The organism is Idiomarina sp. ST10R2A5 (genome assembly GCF_051842325.1).
GTDB lineage: Bacteria > Pseudomonadota > Gammaproteobacteria > Enterobacterales > Alteromonadaceae > Idiomarina > Idiomarina abyssalis.
Window position 1 is genome coordinate 15,273 of sequence record NZ_JBNIEX010000007.1, and the last position, 22,688, is coordinate 37,960.

At 45.7% G+C, this 22,688-nt stretch carries 31 protein-coding genes; 5 read left to right on the forward strand and 26 right to left on the reverse strand.

Annotated features, from left to right (window positions below; all coding sequences use genetic code 11):
- Positions 1 to 4 precede the first annotated feature (4 nt).
- Entirely contained in the window at positions 5 to 397 is a 393-nt protein-coding gene (locus ACP7FG_RS09650; protein ID WP_054489109.1) for a Na+/H+ antiporter subunit G, read from the forward strand.
- 45 nt (positions 398 to 442) lie between these two features.
- On the opposite strand, the gene ACP7FG_RS09655 is transcribed toward ACP7FG_RS09650, so the two are convergent.
- The 15 genes from ACP7FG_RS09655 to dusA all read right to left on the reverse strand — a co-directional run bounded on the left by ACP7FG_RS09655 (position 443) and on the right by dusA (position 10,016).
- The gene (locus tag ACP7FG_RS09655; protein WP_439226246.1) at positions 443 to 1,852 is read right to left on the reverse strand and encodes a carbohydrate porin; all 1,410 of its coding nucleotides are present in this window, start codon (positions 1,850 to 1,852) and stop codon (positions 443 to 445) included.
- 169 nt (positions 1,853 to 2,021) lie between these two features.
- On the reverse strand, positions 2,022 to 2,285 hold the full coding sequence (rpsQ, locus tag ACP7FG_RS09660) for a 30S ribosomal protein S17 (protein ID WP_054489112.1): 264 nt from the start codon (positions 2,283 to 2,285) through the stop codon (positions 2,022 to 2,024).
- Positions 2,285 to 2,476 carry a 50S ribosomal protein L29 gene (rpmC, locus tag ACP7FG_RS09665; RefSeq protein ID WP_011235145.1) on the reverse strand — a complete coding sequence of 64 codons (192 nt, stop codon included), beginning with the start codon at positions 2,474 to 2,476 and terminating at the stop codon, positions 2,285 to 2,287. Before rpmC ends, rpsQ begins: the two co-directional genes overlap by 1 nt.
- Complete coding sequence (rplP, locus tag ACP7FG_RS09670) at positions 2,476 to 2,889, reverse strand: 50S ribosomal protein L16 (RefSeq protein WP_011235146.1); 414 nt, start codon at positions 2,887 to 2,889, stop codon at positions 2,476 to 2,478. The genes rpmC and rplP overlap by 1 nt, the downstream gene beginning before the upstream one ends.
- Before the next feature lie 11 nt (positions 2,890 to 2,900).
- Positions 2,901 to 3,581 carry a 30S ribosomal protein S3 gene (gene rpsC, locus ACP7FG_RS09675; RefSeq protein ID WP_054489113.1) on the reverse strand — a complete coding sequence of 227 codons (681 nt, stop codon included), beginning with the start codon at positions 3,579 to 3,581 and terminating at the stop codon, positions 2,901 to 2,903.
- 10 nt (positions 3,582 to 3,591) lie between these two features.
- Complete coding sequence (gene rplV / locus ACP7FG_RS09680; protein ID WP_054489115.1) at positions 3,592 to 3,924, reverse strand: 50S ribosomal protein L22; 333 nt, start codon at positions 3,922 to 3,924, stop codon at positions 3,592 to 3,594.
- Positions 3,925 to 3,937: 13 nt separating this feature from the next.
- Complete coding sequence (rpsS, locus tag ACP7FG_RS09685) at positions 3,938 to 4,216, reverse strand: 30S ribosomal protein S19 (protein WP_034822534.1); 279 nt, start codon at positions 4,214 to 4,216, stop codon at positions 3,938 to 3,940.
- Positions 4,217 to 4,232: 16 nt separating this feature from the next.
- The gene (rplB, locus tag ACP7FG_RS09690; RefSeq protein ID WP_011235150.1) at positions 4,233 to 5,057 is read right to left on the reverse strand and encodes a 50S ribosomal protein L2; all 825 of its coding nucleotides are present in this window, start codon (positions 5,055 to 5,057) and stop codon (positions 4,233 to 4,235) included.
- Positions 5,058 to 5,071: 14 nt separating this feature from the next.
- A complete protein-coding gene (gene rplW / locus ACP7FG_RS09695; protein ID WP_054489117.1) occupies positions 5,072 to 5,374 on the reverse strand; it encodes a 50S ribosomal protein L23 in 303 nt (100 codons plus the stop codon).
- The gene (rplD, locus tag ACP7FG_RS09700; protein WP_054489119.1) at positions 5,371 to 5,976 is read right to left on the reverse strand and encodes a 50S ribosomal protein L4; all 606 of its coding nucleotides are present in this window, start codon (positions 5,974 to 5,976) and stop codon (positions 5,371 to 5,373) included. Before rplD ends, rplW begins: the two co-directional genes overlap by 4 nt.
- 18 nt (positions 5,977 to 5,994) lie before the next feature.
- The gene (rplC, locus tag ACP7FG_RS09705; RefSeq protein WP_054489121.1) at positions 5,995 to 6,633 is read right to left on the reverse strand and encodes a 50S ribosomal protein L3; all 639 of its coding nucleotides are present in this window, start codon (positions 6,631 to 6,633) and stop codon (positions 5,995 to 5,997) included.
- 38 nt (positions 6,634 to 6,671) lie between these two features.
- A complete protein-coding gene (gene rpsJ / locus ACP7FG_RS09710; RefSeq protein ID WP_053954198.1) occupies positions 6,672 to 6,983 on the reverse strand; it encodes a 30S ribosomal protein S10 in 312 nt (103 codons plus the stop codon).
- Positions 6,984 to 7,191: 208 nt separating this feature from the next.
- The gene (locus tag ACP7FG_RS09715) at positions 7,192 to 8,403 is read right to left on the reverse strand and encodes a dipeptidase (protein ID WP_404813281.1); all 1,212 of its coding nucleotides are present in this window, start codon (positions 8,401 to 8,403) and stop codon (positions 7,192 to 7,194) included.
- Positions 8,404 to 8,586: 183 nt separating this feature from the next.
- Complete coding sequence (locus tag ACP7FG_RS09720; RefSeq protein ID WP_439226247.1) at positions 8,587 to 8,844, reverse strand: hypothetical protein; 258 nt, start codon at positions 8,842 to 8,844, stop codon at positions 8,587 to 8,589.
- A gap of 173 nt (positions 8,845 to 9,017) precedes the next feature.
- Positions 9,018 to 10,016 (reverse strand): tRNA dihydrouridine(20/20a) synthase DusA, encoded by a 999-nt coding sequence (gene dusA / locus ACP7FG_RS09725; protein ID WP_439226248.1) that lies wholly within the window; start codon positions 10,014 to 10,016, stop codon positions 9,018 to 9,020.
- Positions 10,017 to 10,173: 157 nt separating this feature from the next.
- Here dusA and zur point away from each other — a divergent pair, with 157 nt between their 5' ends.
- The 4 genes from zur to ACP7FG_RS09745 are packed head-to-tail and all read left to right on the forward strand — an operon-like array spanning position 10,174 to position 13,959.
- Positions 10,174 to 10,614, forward strand: a complete 441-nt coding sequence (zur, locus tag ACP7FG_RS09730; protein ID WP_054489128.1) for a zinc uptake transcriptional repressor Zur — start codon at positions 10,174 to 10,176, stop codon at positions 10,612 to 10,614.
- 41 nt (positions 10,615 to 10,655) lie between these two features.
- The gene (locus ACP7FG_RS09735) at positions 10,656 to 12,986 is read left to right on the forward strand and encodes a M1 family metallopeptidase (RefSeq protein WP_439226249.1); all 2,331 of its coding nucleotides are present in this window, start codon (positions 10,656 to 10,658) and stop codon (positions 12,984 to 12,986) included.
- Positions 12,979 to 13,485, forward strand: coding sequence for a DUF6702 family protein (locus ACP7FG_RS09740; RefSeq protein ID WP_439226250.1), 507 nt, complete (start codon positions 12,979 to 12,981; stop codon positions 13,483 to 13,485). Before ACP7FG_RS09735 ends, ACP7FG_RS09740 begins: the two co-directional genes overlap by 8 nt.
- Positions 13,486 to 13,488: 3 nt before the next feature.
- Positions 13,489 to 13,959, forward strand: a complete 471-nt coding sequence (locus ACP7FG_RS09745) for a chemotaxis protein CheX (protein WP_199494397.1) — start codon at positions 13,489 to 13,491, stop codon at positions 13,957 to 13,959.
- Positions 13,960 to 13,965: 6 nt separating this feature from the next.
- Here ACP7FG_RS09745 and dnaB read toward each other — a convergent pair whose 3' ends face one another.
- The 11 genes from dnaB to rnr all read right to left on the reverse strand — a co-directional run bounded on the left by dnaB (position 13,966) and on the right by rnr (position 22,621).
- Positions 13,966 to 15,360 carry a replicative DNA helicase gene (dnaB, locus tag ACP7FG_RS09750; protein ID WP_199494396.1) on the reverse strand — a complete coding sequence of 465 codons (1,395 nt, stop codon included), beginning with the start codon at positions 15,358 to 15,360 and terminating at the stop codon, positions 13,966 to 13,968.
- Between the two features lie 95 nt (positions 15,361 to 15,455).
- Positions 15,456 to 16,418, reverse strand: a complete 963-nt coding sequence (locus tag ACP7FG_RS09755) for a DUF4097 family beta strand repeat-containing protein (protein WP_439226251.1) — start codon at positions 16,416 to 16,418, stop codon at positions 15,456 to 15,458.
- 13 nt (positions 16,419 to 16,431) lie between these two features.
- A complete protein-coding gene (locus ACP7FG_RS09760) occupies positions 16,432 to 16,947 on the reverse strand; it encodes a hypothetical protein (RefSeq protein WP_439226252.1) in 516 nt (171 codons plus the stop codon).
- Entirely contained in the window at positions 16,940 to 17,464 is a 525-nt protein-coding gene (locus ACP7FG_RS09765; RefSeq protein WP_439226253.1) for an RNA polymerase sigma factor, read from the reverse strand. The genes ACP7FG_RS09760 and ACP7FG_RS09765 overlap by 8 nt, the downstream gene beginning before the upstream one ends.
- A 139-nt stretch (positions 17,465 to 17,603) precedes the next feature.
- Positions 17,604 to 18,056, reverse strand: a complete 453-nt coding sequence (gene rplI / locus ACP7FG_RS09770) for a 50S ribosomal protein L9 (RefSeq protein ID WP_054489146.1) — start codon at positions 18,054 to 18,056, stop codon at positions 17,604 to 17,606.
- 41 nt (positions 18,057 to 18,097) lie between these two features.
- On the reverse strand, positions 18,098 to 18,325 hold the full coding sequence (gene rpsR, locus ACP7FG_RS09775; protein WP_011235166.1) for a 30S ribosomal protein S18: 228 nt from the start codon (positions 18,323 to 18,325) through the stop codon (positions 18,098 to 18,100).
- Positions 18,326 to 18,335: 10 nt separating this feature from the next.
- Complete coding sequence (gene priB / locus ACP7FG_RS09780; RefSeq protein WP_011235167.1) at positions 18,336 to 18,635, reverse strand: primosomal replication protein N; 300 nt, start codon at positions 18,633 to 18,635, stop codon at positions 18,336 to 18,338.
- Between the two features lie 24 nt (positions 18,636 to 18,659).
- Positions 18,660 to 19,010, reverse strand: coding sequence for a 30S ribosomal protein S6 (gene rpsF, locus ACP7FG_RS09785; RefSeq protein WP_054489148.1), 351 nt, complete (start codon positions 19,008 to 19,010; stop codon positions 18,660 to 18,662).
- A gap of 137 nt (positions 19,011 to 19,147) precedes the next feature.
- Positions 19,148 to 19,579: a signaling protein gene (locus ACP7FG_RS09790; RefSeq protein ID WP_224798207.1), complete on the reverse strand. Its 432-nt coding sequence runs from the start codon at positions 19,577 to 19,579 to the stop codon at positions 19,148 to 19,150.
- The gene (gene rlmB, locus ACP7FG_RS09795; RefSeq protein ID WP_199494391.1) at positions 19,569 to 20,315 is read right to left on the reverse strand and encodes a 23S rRNA (guanosine(2251)-2'-O)-methyltransferase RlmB; all 747 of its coding nucleotides are present in this window, start codon (positions 20,313 to 20,315) and stop codon (positions 19,569 to 19,571) included. The genes ACP7FG_RS09790 and rlmB overlap by 11 nt, the downstream gene beginning before the upstream one ends.
- Positions 20,312 to 22,621, reverse strand: coding sequence for a ribonuclease R (gene rnr / locus ACP7FG_RS09800; protein ID WP_054489155.1), 2,310 nt, complete (start codon positions 22,619 to 22,621; stop codon positions 20,312 to 20,314). The genes rlmB and rnr overlap by 4 nt, the downstream gene beginning before the upstream one ends.
- Between the last annotated feature and the right edge of the window lie 67 nt (positions 22,622 to 22,688).

A 22,688-nucleotide genomic window follows, 5' to 3' on the forward strand; every position in this document is an offset into this window, starting at 1 on the left:
AATTATGGACGCACTAAATCAATTACCCGAATGGTCGCAATGGTTAGCTGCTTTTTTTATTCTTTTAGGCGCTTGCTTTGCTTTTATTGGCTCACTCGGTCTGGCTATATTACCTGACTTTTTTACCAGACTTCACGCTCCAACAAAGAACACGACAATTGGTATTGGCGGTATTGTTATTGCCACTATCATCATTACGGCAGCTCAGGGAACACCAAATTTTAATGAGCTTTTAATCGCCATTTTCTTGTTTTTGACGGCTCCTATCAGCGCACATATTATGGCAAAAGCAGCTCTGCATACGGAACTAAAAATGTTCAATCGCACAAGAGATTTCCGTCAGGAAGGTGATTCTTACGAACATATACTGCCCAAAGAAAAAGACATGGAACCCTAACAGGGAACCATGTCTTCAATTTTTTCTATACAGGCTTAAGGCTTTTTAGAAATAATACCCGAAGTTAATATTGAAACGGTCATTGACTTCCCCACCGTCTGTCGCTGTATTACCTCCAATAAAGGGTTGGTTTTTCGCTTTTACGTAATCAACGTAAGTGTAAAAGCCCCCGCCGGCTGCTACAGCGACACCCAACACATTCATCCAGGTATCGTCCTGATAACCCATTTTATCCGTCATTAAACTGTGGTCATTATAAAAGGTAAAGCTAGTAATAGGACCAATATCAACAGGTAAGGTGTAAGCCACGTTAGCGGTATAAAGCTTAGCTTCGGTTGGGATAGCGTCGTAATAAGCATAGGCAGCCATATAGACGCCTCTGTTTTCTAATTTCAAGTCATAGTCATAGTCAGAATACTGCAGCTGGACATTCCATGGCCCGTTATTATAAACCCCGTGAGCAGCCCATGCTAAACGATTACCGACATTTTGGTTTTCGTATTCTTGTGCTGCGGTAAAGCCTTGTCCTGCAGTTCCTGAATATAAGTTCCCCCCCTGAACCGATACACCGAGCTCTAAGTTTTCGTCATCACTGAAATTAAACTTACGAGCCGTACGGAATGCATAGCTATTACTTTCTCCAACAGGTAATCCAGGTTCATCATAGGCACCCTGTCCTGGCAGCCTAATACCTACTGTATCGTAATTATAGCGAGCGGTTCTGTCAGAGGTTGAGCCATCGATACCACCTTGCTCATCAGACTTAAGATAAGCTAAATCAAAATCCCATTCGTCCCCCCGATACTTAAATCGAAGTCCATTATCGTGCTCATCTTCTAAACCGACATAAAAGGTAGAGTTAAAAAAGTAACTGTGGGAGTTATACGGCATGTTACCGAAAGGTATTTTTACGACACCAACCTGGCCCTGAAGCTTGTCAGTAAAATCATAACCAAACCAGGCATGTTTAACGACATCTTGATAATTGAACCAACGGTATTCGGCAGATAAAATCACTCCACCCATTTCGCCATCAAAATTCAGCCGGAAAATATCGAAATCTAAATCACCCATTCTGTCTTCATTATCAGAATCGTAATTATTGTATTCATACTGAAAACGGACCGCACCATGAACCTTTATTGGCCAATTTTCGTTTTCTTCCGTTCTTTTTTCCAATTCATCTAAGCGAGCGTGAACACCTGAGTCATAGACAACTCTGCGCTTGCCATCGCTTTTATCAGCTGTTGTTTCTTCTTCAATATCTTGTTCTTTGACAACAACAATTTCTTCTTCTTTCTCACTTTCTTCTTTTTCTGCTAAACGCTTTTCCAATTGAACCAACCGCTCTTTAAGCGCTTGTATCTCTTGTTCGACAGAGTTACTTTCCTGTGGAGCGGCAACCACCGGACTTGCTGCAAGTACCGTAGCTGCAAAAAATAAGCTCTTTGACATAGGTTGACTCCCTCTGAGTATTACGCACTGATATGCGCTTTTATTATTAATTCTTTAATAAAAATAAATTATTTAATTTCAGATATTTGTACTCAACCTATTAAGGTTTAGATCAAAAAAAAGGCCTCCGCAAGGGAGGCCTTTGTATTTTTTACTTCGTTATCTGCGTTTAGACAACAGTAGCACGCTCTACGATTTCTTCCAGAGTCCAAGATTTATTCTTAGACAGCGGACGACTTTCGCGAACAATCACGGTGTCGCCAGCTTTACACTGGTTTTCTTCGTCATGCGCATGTACTTTAGTTGTACGCGTGATGTACTTCCCGTATACCGGGTGCTTTACACGGCGTTCAACAGCTACAGTGATGGTTTTATCCATCTTATCGCTGACAACTTTGCCTTGCAGAGTACGAACACGTTTTTCATCAGTCATTACGCACCTGCCTTCTCATTTAAGATGGTTTTAACACGTGCGATATCACGACGCACTTGTTTCATCATGTGAGTCTGATTCAGCTGACCAGTTGCCGCCTGCATGCGCAGATTGAACTGCTCACGACGCAAGCCTAGCAATTCTTCCTGCAGCTGCTCAACGGTTTTATCTTTCAGTTCACTTGCTTTCATCACATTACCGTCCGAGTCACAAAAGTGGTTTTGAAAGGCAGTTTGCGTGCCGCCAGGCGAAACGCTTCACGTGCCAACTCTTCAGGAACACCGTCCATTTCATACAGAACGCGACCTGGTTGAATCTGAGCAACCCAGTATTCGACGTTACCTTTACCTTTACCCATACGAACTTCTAAAGGCTTTTTGGTAATAGGCTTATCAGGAAATACGCGGATCCAGATTTTACCTTGACGCTTAACGTGACGAGTCATTGCACGACGGCCTGCTTCGATTTGACGCGCGGTCATACGACCACGATCAGTAGCTTTTAAACCAAAAGTACCGAAGCTGACTTTGTTACCAGACTGCGCCAGACCACGGTTGCGGCCTGTGTGAACCTTACGGAATTTTGTACGCTTAGGTTGTAACATATCGTCTCTCCTTACTTACGGTTCTTGCCGCGCTTAGGAGCTGGCTTTTCTTCAGTTGGAAGTCCACCAAGAACTTCACCACGGAAAATCCAGACCTTAACACCGATGATACCGTAAGTGGTGTTCGCTTCTGAGGTCGAGTAGTCGATGTCTGCACGTAATGTGTGCAGCGGTACACGGCCTTCACGATACCACTCAGTACGTGCAATTTCTGCGCCGCCTAAACGACCACTCACTTCAACTTTGATGCCTTTAGCACCCAAGCGAATGGCGTTTTGTACAGCACGTTTCATAGCACGACGGAACATGACACGACGTTCCAACTGACCAGCAATATTGTCAGCTACTAGCTGCGAATCCAACTCAGGCTTACGAACTTCTGAGATGTTGATTTGCGCAGGAGCACCTGTCAATTTAGAAACTTGCTTACGCAGCTTTTCTACGTCTTCGCCTTTCTTACCGATGACCACGCCAGGACGTGCAGTGTGAATAGTCACACGAACGCTCTTAGCTGGACGATCGATAACGATACGAGAGACTGATGCATTGCGCAGTTCTTTTGTCAGGAACTTACGTACCTGAAAATCACTGTGCAGGTTATCAGCGAACTCATTTGTATTCGCATACCAGGTTGCATTCCATGGTCTGGAGATACCTAGGCGAATACCATTAGGATGTACTTTCTGACCCATAATTTATCTCCTAGCTATCTGACACGACCACAGTAATGTGGCTGGTGCGCTTAAAGATACGATCGGCACGGCCTTTCGCCCGTGGCTTGATGCGCTTCATAGTAGGACCTTCGTCTAAAAAGACCCGGGCTACTTTTAACTCATCGATATCCGCACCTTCGTTATGTTCCGCGTTCGCGATTGCTGACTCAAGTACTTTCTTGATTAAGACAGCAGATGCTTTGGGGCTGTATGCCAGGATATCCAGTGCTTTTTCTACTGGAAGTCCACGGATTTGGTCTGCGACCAAACGGCCCTTCTGCGCTGAAACGCGGGCAAATTGGTGTTTAGCAATTGCTTCCATCACTCTCTACCTCTTACCGTTTCTTCGCTTTCTTATCAGCAGCATGGCCGCGATAAGTACGGGTTGGCGCGAATTCGCCTAATTTATGACCGATCATTTCATCTGTCACGTAGACAGGAACGTGCTGACGACCGTTGTGAACAGCGATTGTCAGGCCGATCATATCTGGGATGATCATTGAACGACGGGACCAAGTTTTAATTGGCTTTTTATCCCCGGCTTCCAACGCTTTCTCCACCTTATTTAGCAGGTGAAGGTCAATAAATGGACCTTTTTTAAGAGAACGTGGCATGTTTTATCCTCAACTCTTATTTGTTGCGACGGCGTACGATGAACTTATCAGTACGCTTGTTTTTACGGGTTTTGTAGCCCTTGGTCGGCGTGCCCCATGGAGTCACAGGATGACGTCCACCAGAGGTACGGCCTTCACCACCACCGTGAGGGTGATCAACTGGGTTCATCGCCACACCACGAACGGTAGGACGAATACCACGCCAGCGGTTTGCACCGGCTTTACCCAATTGACGCAGCATGTGTTCTGCGTTACCTACTTCACCGATAGTTGCACGACCTTCAGACTGAACGCGACGCATCTCACCTGAACGCAAACGAACGGTAACATAAGCACCGTCACGAGCAAGAATCTGGCAATAAGCACCCGCTGAACGAGCCATTTGTGCGCCTTTACCTGGCTGTAACTCTACTGCGTGAACAACACTACCCACAGGGATGTTGCGCATTGGCAGACTGTTACCAGGTTTAATCGGTGCATCAACACCAGACTGGATACGATCGCCTACAGATAGGTTTTTCGGAGCCAGAATGTAACGGCGTTCACCGTCAGCATACAAAACTAAAGCGATATTCGCTGAACGGTTAGGATCGTATTCAATACGCTCAACCTTTGCAGGGATACCATCTTTATTACGTTTAAAGTCGATTACACGGTAGTGGTGTTTATGTCCACCGCCAATGTGACGAACCGTGATACGACCGTTATTGTTACGACCACCAGACTTGCTGTTTTTTTCCAGCAATGGTGCGTAAGGCTTGCCTTTGTACAGGTCCTGACCGACGACTTTAACGACGTGGCGTTGACCCGGAGACGTAGGCTTACTTTTAACTACAGCCATGTTTATTCCTCCTGTTACTCAGCGCCGCCAGAGAAGTCAATGTCAGCACCTTCATTCAAGGCAACATACGCTTTTTTCCAGTTACTGCGTTTTCCAAAACGGAACCCAGTACGCTTGGTTTTACCCTTTACGTTTACTGTACGTACGTTTTTGACTTCAACTTCAAACAGTTTTTCGACAGCCGCTTTAATTTCGGATTTCGTCGCATCAACTGCTACTTTGAAAACAACCGTGTTGTTGCCTTCAGCAGTCATAGTCGATTTTTCCGAAACGTGAGGTGCTAAAATCACTTTAAGCAAACGTTCTTCGCGCATCATGATAACACCTCCTCAAGCTGCTTGACGGCGTCTGCAGTCATCAGCACTTTCTCGAAAGCAATCAGACTGACAGGGTCGATACCCTGAACATCACGCACGTCGACTTTATGCAAGTTGCGAGAAGCTAAGAATAAGTTCTCATCAACTTCTTTAGTCACGATCAAAACGTCGTTCAGATCCATTTCTTTCAGTTTCGCTGCCAGCTGTTTTGTTTTTGGTTCTTCAACACCAAACTTCTCAACAACAATCAAACGTTCCTGACGAATCAATTCCGACAAAATGCTTTTAATCGCACCGCGATACATTTTTTTGTTAACTTTCTGGCTGTGATTTTGCGGCTTAGCTGCAAAAGTCGCACCACCAGAACGCCAGATAGGGCTACGGATTGTACCTGCACGGGCACGACCAGTACCTTTTTGACGCCAAGGCTTCTTACCACCACCGGCTACTTCAGAACGAGTTTTCTGAGCTTTAGTGCCCTGACGAGCACCTGCAGCGTAAGCTACAACTACTTGATGGACAAGGGCTTCATTAAACTCACGTCCAAAGGTAGCTTCGGAAACCTCAAGAGCGCCTTTTGCGTCTTTCAATGTTAATTCCATCACTATTCTCCTCAGACGTTACGCCTTGACCGCTGGTTTAACGATCACATCACTACCGGTTGCACCCGGGACCGCACCTTTGATCAACAACAAACTGCGTTCTGCATCAACTCGAACTAATTCAAGTGACTGCGTAGTGACTCGCTCATTACCCATCTGACCAGCCATTTTCTTGCCTTTGAATACTTTACCAGGCGACTGGTTTTGACCGATTGAACCCGGTGCACGGTGGGACAATGAGTTACCATGAGTAGCGTCCTGCATGCTGAAGTTCCAGCGCTTCACAGTACCGGCAAAGCCTTTACCTTTAGAAGTACCAGTAACGTCTACTTTCTTAACTTCTGCGAAAATATCAACAGTCAGTTCAGAACCAACCGCGTAATCTTCGCCTTCGCCGTTTTTCAGGCGGAATTCCCAAAGACCACGACCTGCCTCTGTACCAGCTTTAGCAAAATGACCTGCTAAAGGCTTGGTTACACGGCTCGCTTTCTTCTCGCCTGTGGTCACTTGAAGGGCACGGTAACCGTCAGTGTCATCAGATTTAACCTGAGTCACACGGTTCGCCAGCACTTCGATCACAGTAACAGGAACAGAAGCGCCGTCTTCCTGGAAGACACGCGTCATTCCTACTTTACGACCGACTAGACCTATAGCCATTGTTAAAACCTCTCGTGTGTAATCCTATTACTGCCCACTTAACCCAAGCTGATCTGTACATCAACGCCAGCTGCCAAATCTAAACGCATAAGCGCGTCAACCGTTTTGTCAGTAGGGTCCATGATATCAATCAGACGCTTGTGGGTGCGGATTTCGTACTGGTCACGCGCGTCTTTATTCACGTGTGGAGAAGTCAGCACGGTGAAGCGTTCTTTCCGAGTTGGCAGTGGGATAGGGCCACGTACCTGAGCACCAGTGCGTTTTGCAGTTTCAACAATCTCTGCAGTCGACTGGTCGATCAGACGGTGATCGAACGCTTTCAAACGAATCCGAATTCTTTGATTAGCCATAAATAAATCAAAGCCTCAATAAAAGAGCATTTAAAAAAGAGCACAGAAAATCGCAACCTCCCTGGCACATACCGGGGGTGCGACATTCTACGTCAACCGTTCAGTCCCCAATCGGGACTGTTGTCGAACGCCTTTTACACGGCCAAAGCCGATAAACTCAAAAGACGTGGCCGCGAATTATACCGATTCACGGCCGGGTGTCAAGCCCTTAATGTGTTTCGGCGTAGTCTTCCACTTGTTCCCAAACACGCATTAAATTACCACCCAGAATCATTTCAATTTCTTTATCTGAGTACCCTCTGTCCATTAAGCCCTGAACAAGGTTTGGATAGGTAGATACATCTTTTAAGCCGACCGGTAATGAATCACCGACACCGTCATAATCTGAGCCAATACCTATATGCTCAACGCCAATTAAGTCGCGCACGTGGTCGATATGGTCCAGAACTGTATCTAATGTCGCAAACGGGTACGGATTATTTGCCTCTATGTCTTTAATGCGACGTTTGGCTTCATCGCTGTCTTCACCATACTGCTCTTTTACAGCATTAATACGCTTTTTCATCATATCGCGGTAACGGTTTGCCTGCTCAGCCAAAAACGATGAACCAAAGTTAATCTGGATAACACCTTCATTTTCCGCTAAAGCTTTTAGCATGTCATCGCTCATATTACGCTCGAAACCGGGGGTGTATGAGCGCAGCGACGAATGCGAAGCTATGACTGGCACGTCACTAATTTCGACGGCCTGGTAGAACGCCTCATCGGAGATGTGAGAAACATCAACCATAACGCCAACTTTGTTCATTTCTTTGACCAGTTCCTTACCAAAGGGGCTTAAACCATCCCACTGGCGGCGAATGTCATAAGAGGAATCAGAAATGTGATTAGATAATGAGTGAGCCAGAGTAATGTAGCGAATGCCACGCTCATAAAACATGTGCAAGTTATCAAGGTCACCTTCAATTGGTGTGCCATTCTCCATCCCCAAAGCAATAGACATTAGCCCTTGCTCTTTATTACTACGGATGTCATCCGTACTATAAGCCATAGCAAACTTATCAGGGGCTCGTGCAACCAGAGCTTCCATGCCATCAATAAGTTCGTGAGCCAGTTGAACACTGCCACCGCTTTGCTCATAAGAAGCTGGAATATAAATTGACATGAAAGGCGCATCCAGGCCGCCTTCAACAGCGCGAGGGTAGTCAAAATCGCCTTCGGCAGTCGCTTCCGTTACATCTTCCCATTTATCGTGAATTCGGTAAGGCACATCAATATGTGTATCAACCAGAAGGTACTCTTTTGCCAGCCTTTCAGCTTTATCACTCGCTGTATACTTTGCTTGTTCAGCGTTACCTTCTGTGGGCTGTGCGGCTGTTGCGCAGCCAGTTATTACGGCCAGCACGGACGCGGCTATCAGAGACTTAAACATACGTATTCCTCTTTTATTGTTATAACGAGATATACGCAGAGTACCAAAAGTCTAGCTGTGCCGCATTAGGGATGCGCTGAAACTTATGACAGCGCCGACGACTAACGTTCCTAATACCGGCGCGGTCAACCAAATGAGCCACCATTGATCTAATAAAATCATGGGAGCTCCCTACTGAGTCTGCTGACTTTTTTCTTCGGACGCTTTACTTTGAGTTTCAGTCAACTGCAGACTGGAAAACAATTCAAGGCCCCACTCCTGAATAGAATCAGAAACTGACTGCTTGATAGTTTCCATACCTTGCTCTGATATTTCAGCAATCTGAGCTTGTATCTCAGCAGCGATAGAATTTCTATTATCATCGGCAGCTGAAGCCGATGCGCTGAACAACATAACACCACTGACAACACATACGATTAACGCTTTCATAATTTTTCTCCTTTGAATAAATGACAGTGCGTTAGTTAAGTCGCACTAACTAATTCAAAGGTTGTGCCAGCTTTTTAATTTTATCTAAGACTTTGTTTTATATATATTTATTGAGTTAACAGTAAAAACCTTACCTTCAGCAGGTTAGTGTTTTTCACTAATTTTTAGTGTATTTATGAGGTTAATGACGAAACATGTTGACTGTGGTCATCCCGAAACGCCAATGCACCGTAAAGCAATTGCTCTGCACAAGTCGCCCTCGGACCTTTCACGCTAAGATACTGTCGCCAACGCTTCCCCCCGGCCATTCCCTGAAAGAGTCCCAGCATATGTCTGACCACGTGCCATGCTCGGCCACCCTGACGGATGTGGTTATCGATATAAGGTATCATTGCGGTAACAATCGCTTCCCGGGACAACTCTAACGGCTCAACACCCGTCAACGAATCCAACTCAGTCAACAACCAGGGGTTCTGATAAGCCGCGCGCCCTATCATCACACCTTGAACTTGAGCTAAATGTTCTTTAACGTCCTCAATAGTTGCAACTCCGCCATTAATCGAAACAGGAATACCGGGATACCGTTGCTGTGCCCGGTAAACACGCTCATATTGCAACTCGGGAATATCTCTGTTTTCTTTAGGACTCAGGCCTTGTAACCAAGCTTTGCGCGCGTGCAAAGTCAATTGGTCGGCATCTGCTGCGACTACGGCATCAGTTAGCTGATAAAGGAAGTCATCGGAGTCCTGATGGTCTATTCCGAGTCGGGTCTTTACCGTTATGGGAATATCGGTAACCGCTTTCATCGCGCTCACACAATCAGCTACTTTTTTAGGTTCCGCCATTAAACATGCGCCAAAACTTCCATTCTGAACCCGGTCAGAAGGACAACCAACATTAATGTTAACTTCATCATAGCCCCGCTCTTGGGCTAAAGCGGCACAGTGAGCCATTGCGTCAGGCTCAGAGCCTCCCAATTGAAGCGCAACGGGGTGTTCCTCTGAGTTGAATGCTAAAAAATCCTGTTGGCCATGAATAATAGCGCCAGTCGTCACCATTTCAGTATAAAGAAGGGTGGTTGATGTTAGTAAACGATGGAAGTACCGACAGTGACGATCGGTCCAGTCCAGCATAGGCGCTACTGAGAGCTTGTAAGAATATGGTACAGCCAAAACATCCACCCGGTTAAAAAGTTAGTCAATAGATTTCGAGTAATTGCCTGACATTTTAACTCAGAATAGGCGACTAAGCAGCCTCTTCCGTAAAACCCTTTTCCTTGCCTGTAAAACTCTCTACAATGACCAGAACGATCTTAAATAGTAGTAGACAATGACAGCTCAAGAAGCACAACGATTGATACATAAAGCAGAGAAGCTCTGCCAGCAACGCGGTGCCCGACTCACAAATGCCCGGCGCGAAGTTTTTGCAATACTCGCTGAGCACTCAGGAGCTGTCGGAGCCTACGATTTACTCGATCAACTGCGTGAGGTCATGCCAAACGCAAAACCTCCTACTATTTATCGCGCTTTAGACTTTCTACAAGAGCAAGGCTTCGTTCATAAAATCACATCATCAAACAGCTTTGTTCTTTGCTCACATTTTGATCATCAGCATCCTGTGCAAATGCTCATTTGTGAATCCTGCGGAGACGTTCAGGAAATTCAGTCTGAGGGTGTTTATGACGAGTTAAAGCACCAGGCGGAAGATCAAGGCTTTAAAGTTCAAAACCAAACTATAGAGGCACATGGCTTGTGCGCTAAGTGCCATTGAATGGTTGTACCCATAAATAATAAATAACAATAGGTAGCACAATGAAACTCAGTCATCTTTTAGCGGCTGCAGCGGTTTGCTTTACCGTAAACCAAGCGGCAACAGCCCAGGCATTCGAGGATAAGTTTCGTCAACTGAACGACGACAAATTTCGCAGTCCAAATATCTACCGGACAGCGTCCGGAGCGCCCGGCCACGCATACTGGCAACAAGAAGCCGATTATAAGATCCAGGTCGCGTTAGATGACGAGAATCAACGTATTACCGCTAAAAGCACCATTACTTACACCAATAACTCACCAGACACCCTGCGTTACTTGTGGGTTCAGCTTGATCAAAACCGATTCAAAAAGGACTCTATCGGGCCACAAAGCCGGGCCACAGGAAGTTTAGAGCGTGTTAGTTTTTCCCGTATGGAAAGTATGTTAACTCAGGAAAGCTTTCCTGCTGGCTATGAGCTTACTGAAATCAGTAAAGAAAATGGTGAACCGCTTGCGCATTATGTTAACGACACCATGTTACGGCTTGATCTCAGTGAGCCGCTAAAAAGTGGTGATAGCGTCACATTTAATATCAACTGGCAATTCAACATCATTGAAGCTGAGGTGCTGGGCGGTCGCGGCGGCTACGAATACTTTGAAGAAGACGGCAACTACTTGTACGAAATGGCACAGTGGTTCCCTCGTATGGCAGCGTATTATGACGCTGAAGGTTGGCAGAACAAACAGTTTGTCGGCAATGGGGAGTTCGCTTTGGAGTTCGGTGACTACCGTGTAGAAATTACGGTTCCGGCGGATCACATTGTTGCCTCTACCGGTGTTTTACAGAACCCGGAAGATGTTCTGACGTCCATCCAACGCCAGCGTCTGGAAGCTGCACGTAACGCCGACGAACCAATAAAAATTGTTACCGAAGAAGAAGCTCTGGAGAACCAAAAAGAAGGAACCAGCGAAACCAAAACCTGGATTTTTGAAGCTGAGAAAGTTCGTGATTTTGCTTGGGCTTCCTCACGCAAATTTATCTGGGACGCTCAGGGCTACAAGAAAAACGACACTGATGTACTGGCTATGTCCTTCTACCCCGAAGAAGGCAACCCTTTATGGGAGCGTTACTCAACGGCTTCTATTATCCACACCATTGAGCATTACAATGACTATAGCTTTGACTACCCCTACCCGGTAGCAATTTCAGTCAATGGGCCTGTCGGTGGTATGGAGTACCCAATGATAACCTTCAATGGCCCTCGTCCATACGTTGACGAAGACTCGGGTGAGAAGTACTACTCCAAACGCACGAAATACGGCCTTATTTCGGTCATTATTCACGAGATTGGTCATATTTACTTCCCCATGATCGTCAATACGGATGAGCGTCAATGGACCTGGATGGACGAAGGAATAAACACGTATTTGCAATTCCTGGCTGAACAAAAATGGGAAAAAGATTACCCTTCATGGCGTGGTGAGCCGCGTAACATTACCCGTTACATGGCCAGTAGTAACCAGATGCCCATTATGACCAACTCAGAATCTATCCTGCAGTTTGGTAATAACGCCTATGGGAAGCCAGCTACCGCTCTAAATATATTGCGTGAAACTATTGTCGGTCGCGACCTGTTTGATTTCGCATTTCGCGAATACGCGCAGCGTTGGAAATTTAAACGCCCGACACCAGAAGATTTATTCAGAACCTTAGAAGATGCTTCAGGGGTCGACTTGGATTGGTTCTGGCGCGGCTGGTTCTATTCGACTGATCATGTTGATATATCGCTGGAACAAGTTAACCAGTTAACGATTAATACTCAGGATCCGGAAGTTGAAAAGGCCTGGGCTGAAAAACAACATGATGCAGAGCCTGAGTCTTTAACCACCAAGCGCAACGCCGATGTTAGTTACAAAATTCATCAACAACCACAGCTTGCTGACTTCTATAATGAGAACGATGAGTTTACGGTAACTAATGCAGACCGTAACGAATACAGAAAACTCATCGAAGGACTCAATGACGAACAGAAACAAATGCTGGAAAACGGCAGTAATTTCTATGTGCTCGACTTTGCCAACAAAGGCGGCTTAGTTATGCCTATCTTGCTAGACCTTCACTATGAAGACGGTACTAAAGAGCATGTTCGTATTCCTGCTGAAGTTTGGCGCCGTTCACCAGAGAGCGTCAGTAAGTTATTAATCCGTGATAAAACGCTTACTCAGGTCATTGTCGACCCTAACTGGGAAACAGCAGACGTAGACACCGATAATAATTATTGGCCGGCTCGTGCTGTACCATCACGAATTGAGCTTTTCAAACGGGATGACCGTAATAAGAGCATGATGGAAGACTATAACCAGGAGTTGGAGTCAGGTAACGATGATTAAATTCGTTGCTGCTATTGTTCTGACTTTTGCGCTGATACCCTCGGTATCAGCGCATCGGTACTTTTTTGGTTTGACCGAAATTAGCACCAACAAGAACACCGATGCTATTGAAATTGTGCATCAATATACTTTGCACGACGTACAGCAGGCGCTGAAAAAGCGGCTGGGTAAAGCCTTCAGACTTGAGCAAGAGGATGCGGAAAAGCAAATTCGTAACTGGGTAAATGAAGAATTTCAACTCACTGACTCTCAGGGAGAAGCCGTTAAACCAAGCTGGGTAGGTTTTGAAGCTGACTATCAAAAAATTTGGATTTATCAGGAAGTCCCTAAGCGTGATAACCTGTGCCAATGGAAGCTAGCCAACACACTTTTAATGAACAGCTTTTCAGCACAAGTAAATACTATCAATGTTGTTGATGACTATGGTAACCGTAGTCTAATTTTAACCATTGAAAACACATCTGACACAATTAAGTGCCAGCAAGCTATAAAGGAATAAACAATGAATGCCGAGTTCGTAAACCCATTTCTTCAAGCACTGCAAAATGTCTTGTCGATGATGGCACAAATGGAATTGAAACCCGGTAAGGCGCAGCTTAAAAAAGATGAATACGCTCGTGGAGATGTATCGGGCATCATCGGTATGGTTGGACCACAAATTAAAGGCTCATTTTCCATATCTTTTGAAGAGAACTTAGCCTGCGAAATAATGAACAAGATGTTAGGCGAGCTGCCGGACTCAATTAATGAAGATGTGTGTGACATGGTCGGTGAAATCACCAATATGGTCACTGGTGGCGCAAAAAAAACTTTAGGTGAAAAAGGCTATGATTTTGATATGGCAACACCGATAGTGGTATCCGGAAAGGACCATACCATTTCGCACAAATCAGAAGGTTCAAAACTGATTATGCCGTTCAATCATGTCGCCGGAAAAGCTTATATTGAAATCTGCTTCGACAAAATTAACTAGCAAAGATTAGTAACGGTCGTCGCTAATGTTGCGGGCATAGTTATCGAACCTCGATAGTTGGCCATGGAACTTCAGCTCTACCTTACCAATAGGCCCGTTACGCTGCTTACCAATAATAATTTCCGCCAGGCCTTGCTCCGCTGAGTCGGGATGATAAACCTCATCCCGATAAATAAACATAATAACATCCGCATCCTGCTCAATAGAGCCTGATTCACGTAAGTCTGAGTTAACCGGACGCTTGTCCGAGCGTTGCTCCAGGGAACGGTTAAGCTGCGATAGCGCAACAACCGGCACTTCCAGTTCTTTCGCCAGCGACTTTAGAGAGCGCGAGATCTCGGCAATTTCCAGTGTCCGGTTCTCCGACATGCCCGGCACTGTCATGAGCTGAAGGTAATCCACCATAATCATAGAAATACCTTTGTGCTCTCTATGAATGCGGCGGGCGCGGGAACGGACTTCGGTAGGTGTTAAGCCTGAAGAGTCGTCTATGTAAATATTGTTTTTGTCATTTAGCATATTCATGACCGACGCAATGCGCGCCCAGTCATCATCTTCAAGTTTACCCGTACGCACCTTATTCTGGTCAACCCGGCTTAGCGACGCCAACATACGCATCATCAACTGCTCAGCAGGCATCTCTAAACTAAATACCAACACTGGCCGGTCGTCGTTAAGCGCAATATTCTCAGCCAGGTTCATGGCAAAGGTTGTCTTACCCATAGAAGGACGTGCTGCAACTATCACCAAATCGGAAGGTTGTAACCCGGCAGTCATCTGATCTAAGTCGGTAAAGCCGGTCGACACACCGGTTACGCCATTATTGTTTTTAAGTTTACTTAATTGCTCAATACGGCTAACCGTGCGCTGCAAAATAAGATTAATGCCTTGCGGCCCCTCACTTGAGCTGACCCGTTTCTCTGCTATCTGGAAGACTTTAGATTCGGCTAAGTCTAAAAGCTCTGCGCTGCTGCGTCCTTGTGTATCATAGCCGGACTCAGCAATTTCATTTGCTGCACCTATCATCTCGCGCAATACCGCTCGCTCGCGGACAATATTTGCGTAGGCCAGTATATTAGCAGCACTTGGTGTATTTTTTGCAATCTCTCCCAAGTATGCGAACCCGCCAACCTGTTCTAATTCACCAGAGCTTTCCAGGGTCTCAGAGACGGTAACTAAGTCCATTGGCTGACTACGCTGCGCAAGCTCGTGCATTGCTTTGAAAATGAGTCGATGCGAGCGGTGATAGAAGTCTTCTGCGATGACACTGCCGGCGACATTATCCCAGGCATCATTGTCCAGCATGAGTCCACCAAGAACGGACTGCTCGGCTTCAATTGAATGTGGAGCTGATCTTAAAGCTTCTATGGATGCGTCGCGTTTTTTTGACTTCTCTGCCATGAGGAAAGTTGTCTCGCCAAGGGAAATAATAAGAGGGGATTACTATACAAAATCCCCTCTTATTTAGAAAGCACAGCAAGGCTTAACTGAAGTATTTAATTTTTATCGAGTGTAATTTCACCGCTAACGGTTGTCGCCGAAACATCCGCACTTGCATCACCGACAGAGAACTCGAGTCTGGACGATGGTCCCCACTCTGCTTCATTAGCTTTATCATCAGTTAGTCGGTTGGTAATTTCACCACCCGCATTAGACTTAATATTAAAGCTGGAATGAATATCGCCCATCCACTTAAAGGTTAAGTCACCACTTACCGAACTGGACTCTATGCGAGCAGTACTGTGCAAGCCGGCGGTCAGTATGGCGTCGCCACTGACTGTTGTCACTTTCCCTTTGCGCAGTACACCTGCTTTAACATCAATATCGCCTGACACTGACTGCACTGTAAGTTCCGCAACAGAATCTGACTGGCTGGTAATATCACCGCTTACTGACTGATAAGTCGCTGACTCTGAACCATTGTTAATGTCCATAATGTCGCCACTAACGGTTTCGAAGCGAACCTCTCCTTCAAGTTTTTCAGCATCAATATCACCGCTGACTGTCTTTAAAAGCACCCGGTTTTTAATACCACTAACCTCTATGTCACCACTAACCAAGCGGACTTCCAGGCCGCCATCAAAGTCATTTGCAGAGACATCCATGGAGACACCATTGACACTAATATCCATAGATGAAGGCAGGTATATTTTGAGATCTGAGCCTTCAGAGTCGTCTGAAGACAAGTTAAAGCCTCTTTGTTCAGGTACTTTTACGTTAATGTGAACCCCTGCCCCCCTCTGTTCAAAAACAAAGTCTTCCGCTTTTTCATCGAGTTTTCCCACAACCCGAATTTCATCTTTGTCATTTACTATAAGCTCAACCTTCCCTCTCATATTATCAATAGAGACCCTTGCCGCTGGTGAAACAGCCAGCGTTTCATCCACCTTTTCCTGAGCCGCTATAGCAGAACCGAACATAAGTAGCGATAAACCAACTATGGTTAATATTTTTTTCATTTTTAACTCCTGGTTAGATTTCTTGTACGGTCTTGGTCAACGTATAAGATTGACTAAGTAACTTTAATTCCTGTTCATTAACCCAACGCAATAATTCCAATAAGTTCGGGTCTCCGGGTGTTTTGCGCAGGGACTCTGTAATTTCTTCTCTGGCAAAAGCCAGCTGGGTTAAATTCTCCTCAGTATTACCATTCATCTGTCGGTAACCTGCCGTTTCATAGCCAACACGCATGCTATATATTTGTGCCTGTTGCTCTGCATTCATTTTTTCCGCCAATAAATAGTACCCGGTCACGGGATTATCCGACGACTTCGGCACACTAAGCTGCCATCCTGCCATGAAGGTAGCAATAACAATACTCGCGGCTACCGCACCAGACCAAAAATCCCGCCCTTTTTTTGCCAGAGGCTCGGAGTGACTCAGTCGGTTCTCAATCACCGGCCAGAAGTCTTGAGGAGGCTCAATACCCTCCTTTTTAATCTGTTCGAGTTGGTCTTCAAGGTTTTGAGCCTGTTTGTTATCACTCATCTTGTAGCCACTCCTCTAAACGTTTACGAGCTCGATGAAACTGCGCTTTACTGGTGCCGGGCGCAATTCCCAGCCAGTCGGCAATTTGTTGATGGGACTCACCTTGCAAAGCATGTAAAACAAAGACCTGCCGGGTCTGTTCCGGTAACTTTAAAATCAGTTTATCCAGTTGGCTCACATCGAGGTTACCTTCATTTATTGGTTCTGAAGTCTCTTTGCTGTCAGAGGTAAACCTTGAAAACCATCGCTTTTGTTTACGCATTTCGGTTAGGCAGATATTGGTTGTTACCCGATACAACCAACTACTAAATTTTGATTCGCCCCGAAAAGAGCCTAATTTTTGCCAGAGTTGCACAAAAACTTCCTGAACTAAGTCGTCTGCGAGCGCCTTATCAGCACAGAGTCTAAGCACTAATCCATACACTTGCTTTATATGTCGGTAATACAGTCGCTGAAAAGCGTCCACGTCACCTTGCGCCGCTAATAGCACATCATCTCTGGCTGGTTCACTTTGCAAGGTTATCTCCCTGATACCAATACCACTTTATAGTTGCTTTGTTAGTTTAGACGACACTTACACAGGAAAGGTTTACATGAAGGAAAATTTCCAAAAAAAAAGCTGCCATAAGGCAGCTTTTTCTAAAAACTATAGTGACTTACTCAGCCGCTACAATTTTCAATTTGATGTTTGCAAATACATCAGCGTGTAAATGTAATTCGATATCGAACTCACCAACTTCACGCAGTGTACCGTGCGGCATTAATACTTCGCTCTTCTTCACTTCAACGCCTGCAGCTGTTACTGCATCAGCGATGTCACGAGTACCGATAGAACCAAATAATTTGCCTTCATCACCTGCTTTAGAGGCAATAGTAACTGTATCTAAAGCATTAACTTTTTCAGCACGGGCTTCCGCAGCAGCTAAGTGATCAGCTAATTTAGCTTCATACTCAGCACGACGTTGTTCAAACAGTTCAACGTTGCTTTTCGTTGCCGGTACTGCTTTTCCTTGTGGGAAAAGAAAGTTACGTGCATAACCTGATTTTACACTGACTTGATCGCCAAGGCTTCCCAAGTTAGCAATTTTATCTAACAAAATGACATTCATTTCTCGCTACCTCTACTTTTGGTAATCGAACCGGTGCTAGCTTACTGATGTGAATCAGTATAAGGCAGCAGTGACAAATAACGAGCACGCTTGATAGCGCGCGCTAACTGACGCTGATACTTAGCGGATGTTCCAGTAATACGGCTAGGAACGATTTTACCAGTTTCAGTAATGTAGTTCTTAAGCGTAGCGATATCTTTATAATCAATTTCTTTTACGCCATCTGCTTTAAAGCGGCAGAATTTGCGGCGACGAAAAAAACGAGCCATGATGGTCTCCTTAAATCAATTCGAGATGCTGAGCATGAAGTACCAAACGAGGTGAGCCATTGCTATCCTCGTGACGGTGCAGAAAACCTTCTGCTAAAACTTCACAACCCACCGTCAATTTTTCTAACCAGTGTTGTAAACCTTCACCACTTAAAACGACCTGAATACGCACATAAGATTGACGATTCATACCAGCTTCCGGTTGCATAGACCGATGTTCAATCACTAATTGTAAATGCTCAATACCTGAAGGGCTGGTTTCCAGCTTAGGTACTTTGCCAAGTGTTCCGGTTAAATGCAGTCGATTCATAAGGGTTATAGAAAGTCAGCAAGCTTACGCTGCTTCACTGTCACCTTTACGATCTTCCTTCGGCTTAGTCAGCGGCGAAGGCTCTGTAATAGCTTCTTTCTTACGCATGATCATGTTGCGTAAGACTGCATCGTTGAAACGGAATGCAGTTTCCAGCTCTTCCACAACTTCTGCAGACGCTTCAATGTTCAACAGAACATAGTGAGCTTTATGCAGTTTGTTGATTGGGTAAGCCAATTGACGACGGCCCCAGTCTTCTAAACGATGGATTTGACCACCACCTTGCTTGATCGTCTCGCTGTAGCGCTCGATCATGCCAGGTACTTGCTCGCTTTGGTCCGGGTGGACCATAAATACGATTTCGTAATGACGCATTACAGTTTCCTTTTGGTTCGTATAGCCTCAGTTTAGCTCAGCCGCACTAACATAGAAGCAAGGAACACATTCAGTAAAATGAAAATATGGCTGATTTAAGCCGCGCGATACTAACTAAAATGAACGCCGATTGCAAATTAATCGGCGTTTTTATGGGCTTTTTCGATACGGGAACTGAGCAGGGCAACAATGCGGTCGGCTAACTCATTAGCCACGGCGCTTTCTCCGCGTACAACAATATGATCAACAATCTTTTCCTGACGTCTTACAGTGGCATCAATTTTTATCGCGTCCTGTTGGTTCTGAAAAGCCAGATTCACCTGCCACTCAGCGTTATTGTCCTCGACCCTGTGCCATTCGTGTCTGACTTCCAGGCGATTACTGATATCAAAAGCCAAATTTTCCACGGACTTTTCAGCGTTATCCTGCAGTTCGAAGTGAAAAGCAACGTAAGGCTTTTCTGAGCGCAACCAGGTGGGAGATTCCCAGTTAGGCGTCCAGCTTACAAAGAGCACAGCAACCATGCCTAAAGCAATAGCAATAGGCAAAAGGCGACGTTTAAGATCCATTGCGCTGCCTGACTACCTCAAATAGACACACACCACTGGCTACTGAAACATTCAGACTACTGACACTGCCAGATAAAGGAATAGATACTAAATCGTCACAGGTTTCGCGAGTCAAACGGCGCATTCCTTTTCCTTCAGCGCCCATCACCAAAGCCACCGGTCCGCGGTAATCGACATCATAGACTGACTGAGTCGCTTCCCCTGCCGTACCGTATACCCAGACGCCCAGCTCCTGAATATCGCGCAGAGCCCGCGCTAAGTTTGTAACAACAACCATAGGCACGTTTTCTGCCGCACCAGAAGCGACTTTGCGTACCGTTGGCGTAATCTGTGCCGATTTATCCTTAGGAACAATAACAGCGGTTACGCCAGCGGCATCGGCTGTACGCAAACAGGCCCCTAAATTATGCGGGTCAGTTACGCCATCAAGAACCAGAAACAACGCTGCGGTTTGGCTTTGCTCCAATAACCCCGGAAGATCTTGCTCCGTTAAGGTGGGTGGAGACTGAACTGTTGCAACAACCCCTTGGTGATTCCCGCCTTCGGCCCGCTTTTCTAAAGCTTGTTTAGGCACCCATTGAGGACGTACACCCGTCGCATGACATTGGTTTACAATATCACGCACAGAATCGTCCTGGCGCTCTTTAGAAACATAGAGCTCAACCAAACGATCCGGGTGGTTTTTTAATATAGCCCGCACTGCGTGCAGGCCAAACACAGTCACTTTTTGGCTCATGACTTACTACGTCCTTTACCGCCACCGCGGTTTGTGTTTTTCCGTTGACCACCCTTGCCTCTGGGTTGACCCTTACGTTTACCCTTTCCAGAACCTTTCGCCGGCATACTGCGCTTTTTGCCACCCGGACTCGTCGCTTCCAGTAAGGTTAAATCAATTTTCCGGTCATCGAGGTTTACGTCTTTAACTTTGACTTTAACGTTATCACCCAGACGGAATACGCTGTGGCTGTTCTCGCCAACTAACATCCCTTTTTGCTGATCAAAATGGTAATAGTCATTGTCGAGGTTACTAATATGAATAAGCCCGTCAATTTGGTAATCACTAAGACGAACAAATAAACCAAAGTTAGTAACAGATGAAATAACACCTTCAAACTCCATACCAATATGGTCGAGCATGAACTCGCATTTTAACCACTCATCTACCTGACGAGTGGCATCATCTGCCCGACGTTCTGTCATTGAGGTATGCACGCCCAGTTCATCCAGCTGTTTTTCCGAATAAGCCCAGGCTCCGACAAGCCCTTTACCTTCGCCTTCATTCTTGCGCAGAATAGCTTTTATCGCACGATGCAAAATCAGATCGGGATAACGACGAATAGGTGAAGTAAAGTGTGCATAAGATTTCAATGCCAGACCGAAATGGCCTTTATTCTCAGGCTGATAAACGGCCTGTTGCATTGAACGCAGCAACATAGTCTCAATAAGTTCGTGATCCTGACGATCTTTAACTTGTTCAAGCAGTGTCGCGTAGTCCCTCGGAGAGGGCTCATCACCACCTTCGAGATTCAGGCCGAGTTCACCAAGAAAACTGCGGAAGTTGTTCAGACGTTCATCTGCCGGAGTTTCATGCACACGGAATAACGCGCCAATTTCTTTATCAGACTCAATAAGCTGAGCGGATGCCACGTTAGCCATGATCATGCACTCTTCAATAATTTTATGAGCAACATGACGTTTAACAGGCTCGATACTTTCAATTTTACGCTCAGCGTTAAAAATGAAGCGGGTTTCCTGCGTATCGAATTCGATAGCCGAACGGCGTTTGCGGGCAGCACTTAACGCATTGTAAAGACGTTCAAGCTCCTGAACGTTGTCCATCACATGCTGATACTGTTGTTGCAGCTCTTCGTCGCCATCAAGCAACTTCTTAACTTTGTTGTAAGTCAGACGAGCATGACTTTTCATTACTGCCGGGTAGAATTGAGTCGATTTCAGTTTCCCACGAGGTCCCAGTTCCATCTCTGCAACCATACACAGACGGTCAACATCGGGGTTCAATGAACATAAGCCGTTTGAAAGCTTCTCCGGCAACATAGGAATAACGTTACTGGGGAAATAAACCGAATTCCCTCTATCAGTCGCGGCTTTATCAAGCACCGTATCGGGTCTTACGTAATAGGAAACATCGGCTATAGCGACCCATAAACGCCAACCTTTCTCTTCGGGCACACAGCAAACCGCGTCATCAAAGTCGCGCGAGTCTTCACCATCAATAGTAATAAGCGGAAGTTCACGTAGGTCTTTACGTCCTTCATAAGCTTCTGCCGGAACCTCTTCACTGTATTTTTTTAATTCTTCATCAACTTCTGATGGCCATTCAGTGGGAATATCGTGCTCGCGAATAGCCACCTGAATTTCCATGCCAGGCGCCATATGTTCACCCAGAACCTCGGTCACCCGGCCTATGGGGCTGGTTCGACGACTTGGCCGACGAGTTATCTCTACAACAACTAACTGACCGTGACGAGCACCACTTTTATCCGCATCCGGAATGAGGATATCCTGACTAATGCGACCATCGTCCGGCACTACAATACCTAAACCGTGTTCAATGAAGTAGCGGCCAACAATGTTACTGTCTCTTGGCTCCGTAACACGTACAATACGCCCTTCGGTGCGACCCCGACTGTCTTTACCACTAGGCTGAACGAGTACTCGGTCGCCGTGTAATACAGAATACATTTGGTGATGCGGAATAAAGAGATCTTTTCCGCCGTCTTCAGTCTGGCAGAAACCAAAACCGTCTTTATGACCAATGATACGACCTTTAATCAAGTCCATACGCTCAGGCAGACCATAAGCATTTGCTTTACTGTAAATAAGCTGCCCGTCGCGCTCCATTGCCCGCAACCGACGTTTTAAGCCAACAGCCTGACGTTCGTCATCCAGGTTGAAATGGCGAATAAACTCGTCAAAATGAACAGGTTTCTTATTGGAAGTAACAAGTTCCAATAACTGTTCGCGGCTTGGAATTTCGACTTCGTAGTCTGGCGTATTGTTGTTCTGCTGATTATCTGACATAGAATCCTATATATGTATGGTTGCACGGTTAAGGACGACCGATGCGGACAGTATACGTGCTGAAAAG

Coding starts and splice junctions, on each gene's coding strand:
- rplI (WP_054489146.1), bottom strand. CDS start 18,056: ATGAATGTCATTTTGTTAGATAAAATTGCTAACTTGGGAAGCCTTGGC.
- rplC (WP_054489121.1), bottom strand. CDS start 6,633: ATGGCTATAGGTCTAGTCGGTCGTAAAGTAGGAATGACGCGTGTCTTC.
- rpsQ (WP_054489112.1), bottom strand. CDS start 2,285: ATGACTGATGAAAAACGTGTTCGTACTCTGCAAGGCAAAGTTGTCAGC.
- rplB (WP_011235150.1), bottom strand. CDS start 5,057: ATGGCTGTAGTTAAAAGTAAGCCTACGTCTCCGGGTCAACGCCACGTC.
- ACP7FG_RS09755 (WP_439226251.1), bottom strand. CDS start 16,418: ATGAAAAAAATATTAACCATAGTTGGTTTATCGCTACTTATGTTCGGT.
- rpmC (WP_011235145.1), bottom strand. CDS start 2,476: ATGAAAGCAAGTGAACTGAAAGATAAAACCGTTGAGCAGCTGCAGGAA.
- rplD (WP_054489119.1), bottom strand. CDS start 5,976: ATGGAATTAACATTGAAAGACGCAAAAGGCGCTCTTGAGGTTTCCGAA.
- ACP7FG_RS09655 (WP_439226246.1), bottom strand. CDS start 1,852: ATGTCAAAGAGCTTATTTTTTGCAGCTACGGTACTTGCAGCAAGTCCG.
- rplP (WP_011235146.1), bottom strand. CDS start 2,889: ATGTTACAACCTAAGCGTACAAAATTCCGTAAGGTTCACACAGGCCGC.
- rnr (WP_054489155.1), bottom strand. CDS start 22,621: ATGTCAGATAATCAGCAGAACAACAATACGCCAGACTACGAAGTCGAA.
- ACP7FG_RS09735 (WP_439226249.1), top strand. CDS start 10,656: ATGAAACTCAGTCATCTTTTAGCGGCTGCAGCGGTTTGCTTTACCGTA.
- rpsS (WP_034822534.1), bottom strand. CDS start 4,216: ATGCCACGTTCTCTTAAAAAAGGTCCATTTATTGACCTTCACCTGCTA.
- ACP7FG_RS09745 (WP_199494397.1), top strand. CDS start 13,489: ATGAATGCCGAGTTCGTAAACCCATTTCTTCAAGCACTGCAAAATGTC.
- rpsF (WP_054489148.1), bottom strand. CDS start 19,010: ATGCGTCATTACGAAATCGTATTTATGGTCCACCCGGACCAAAGCGAG.
- rplV (WP_054489115.1), bottom strand. CDS start 3,924: ATGGAAGCAATTGCTAAACACCAATTTGCCCGCGTTTCAGCGCAGAAG.
- ACP7FG_RS09790 (WP_224798207.1), bottom strand. CDS start 19,579: ATGGATCTTAAACGTCGCCTTTTGCCTATTGCTATTGCTTTAGGCATG.
- ACP7FG_RS09740 (WP_439226250.1), top strand. CDS start 12,979: ATGATTAAATTCGTTGCTGCTATTGTTCTGACTTTTGCGCTGATACCC.
- rplW (WP_054489117.1), bottom strand. CDS start 5,374: ATGATGCGCGAAGAACGTTTGCTTAAAGTGATTTTAGCACCTCACGTT.
- zur (WP_054489128.1), top strand. CDS start 10,174: ATGACAGCTCAAGAAGCACAACGATTGATACATAAAGCAGAGAAGCTC.
- rpsR (WP_011235166.1), bottom strand. CDS start 18,325: ATGGCTCGTTTTTTTCGTCGCCGCAAATTCTGCCGCTTTAAAGCAGAT.
- dnaB (WP_199494396.1), bottom strand. CDS start 15,360: ATGGCAGAGAAGTCAAAAAAACGCGACGCATCCATAGAAGCTTTAAGA.
- ACP7FG_RS09720 (WP_439226247.1), bottom strand. CDS start 8,844: ATGAAAGCGTTAATCGTATGTGTTGTCAGTGGTGTTATGTTGTTCAGC.
- priB (WP_011235167.1), bottom strand. CDS start 18,635: ATGAATCGACTGCATTTAACCGGAACACTTGGCAAAGTACCTAAGCTG.
- ACP7FG_RS09760 (WP_439226252.1), bottom strand. CDS start 16,947: ATGAGTGATAACAAACAGGCTCAAAACCTTGAAGACCAACTCGAACAG.
- rpsC (WP_054489113.1), bottom strand. CDS start 3,581: ATGGGTCAGAAAGTACATCCTAATGGTATTCGCCTAGGTATCTCCAGA.
- rlmB (WP_199494391.1), bottom strand. CDS start 20,315: ATGAGCCAAAAAGTGACTGTGTTTGGCCTGCACGCAGTGCGGGCTATA.
- rpsJ (WP_053954198.1), bottom strand. CDS start 6,983: ATGGCTAATCAAAGAATTCGGATTCGTTTGAAAGCGTTCGATCACCGT.
- ACP7FG_RS09650 (WP_054489109.1), top strand. CDS start 5: ATGGACGCACTAAATCAATTACCCGAATGGTCGCAATGGTTAGCTGCT.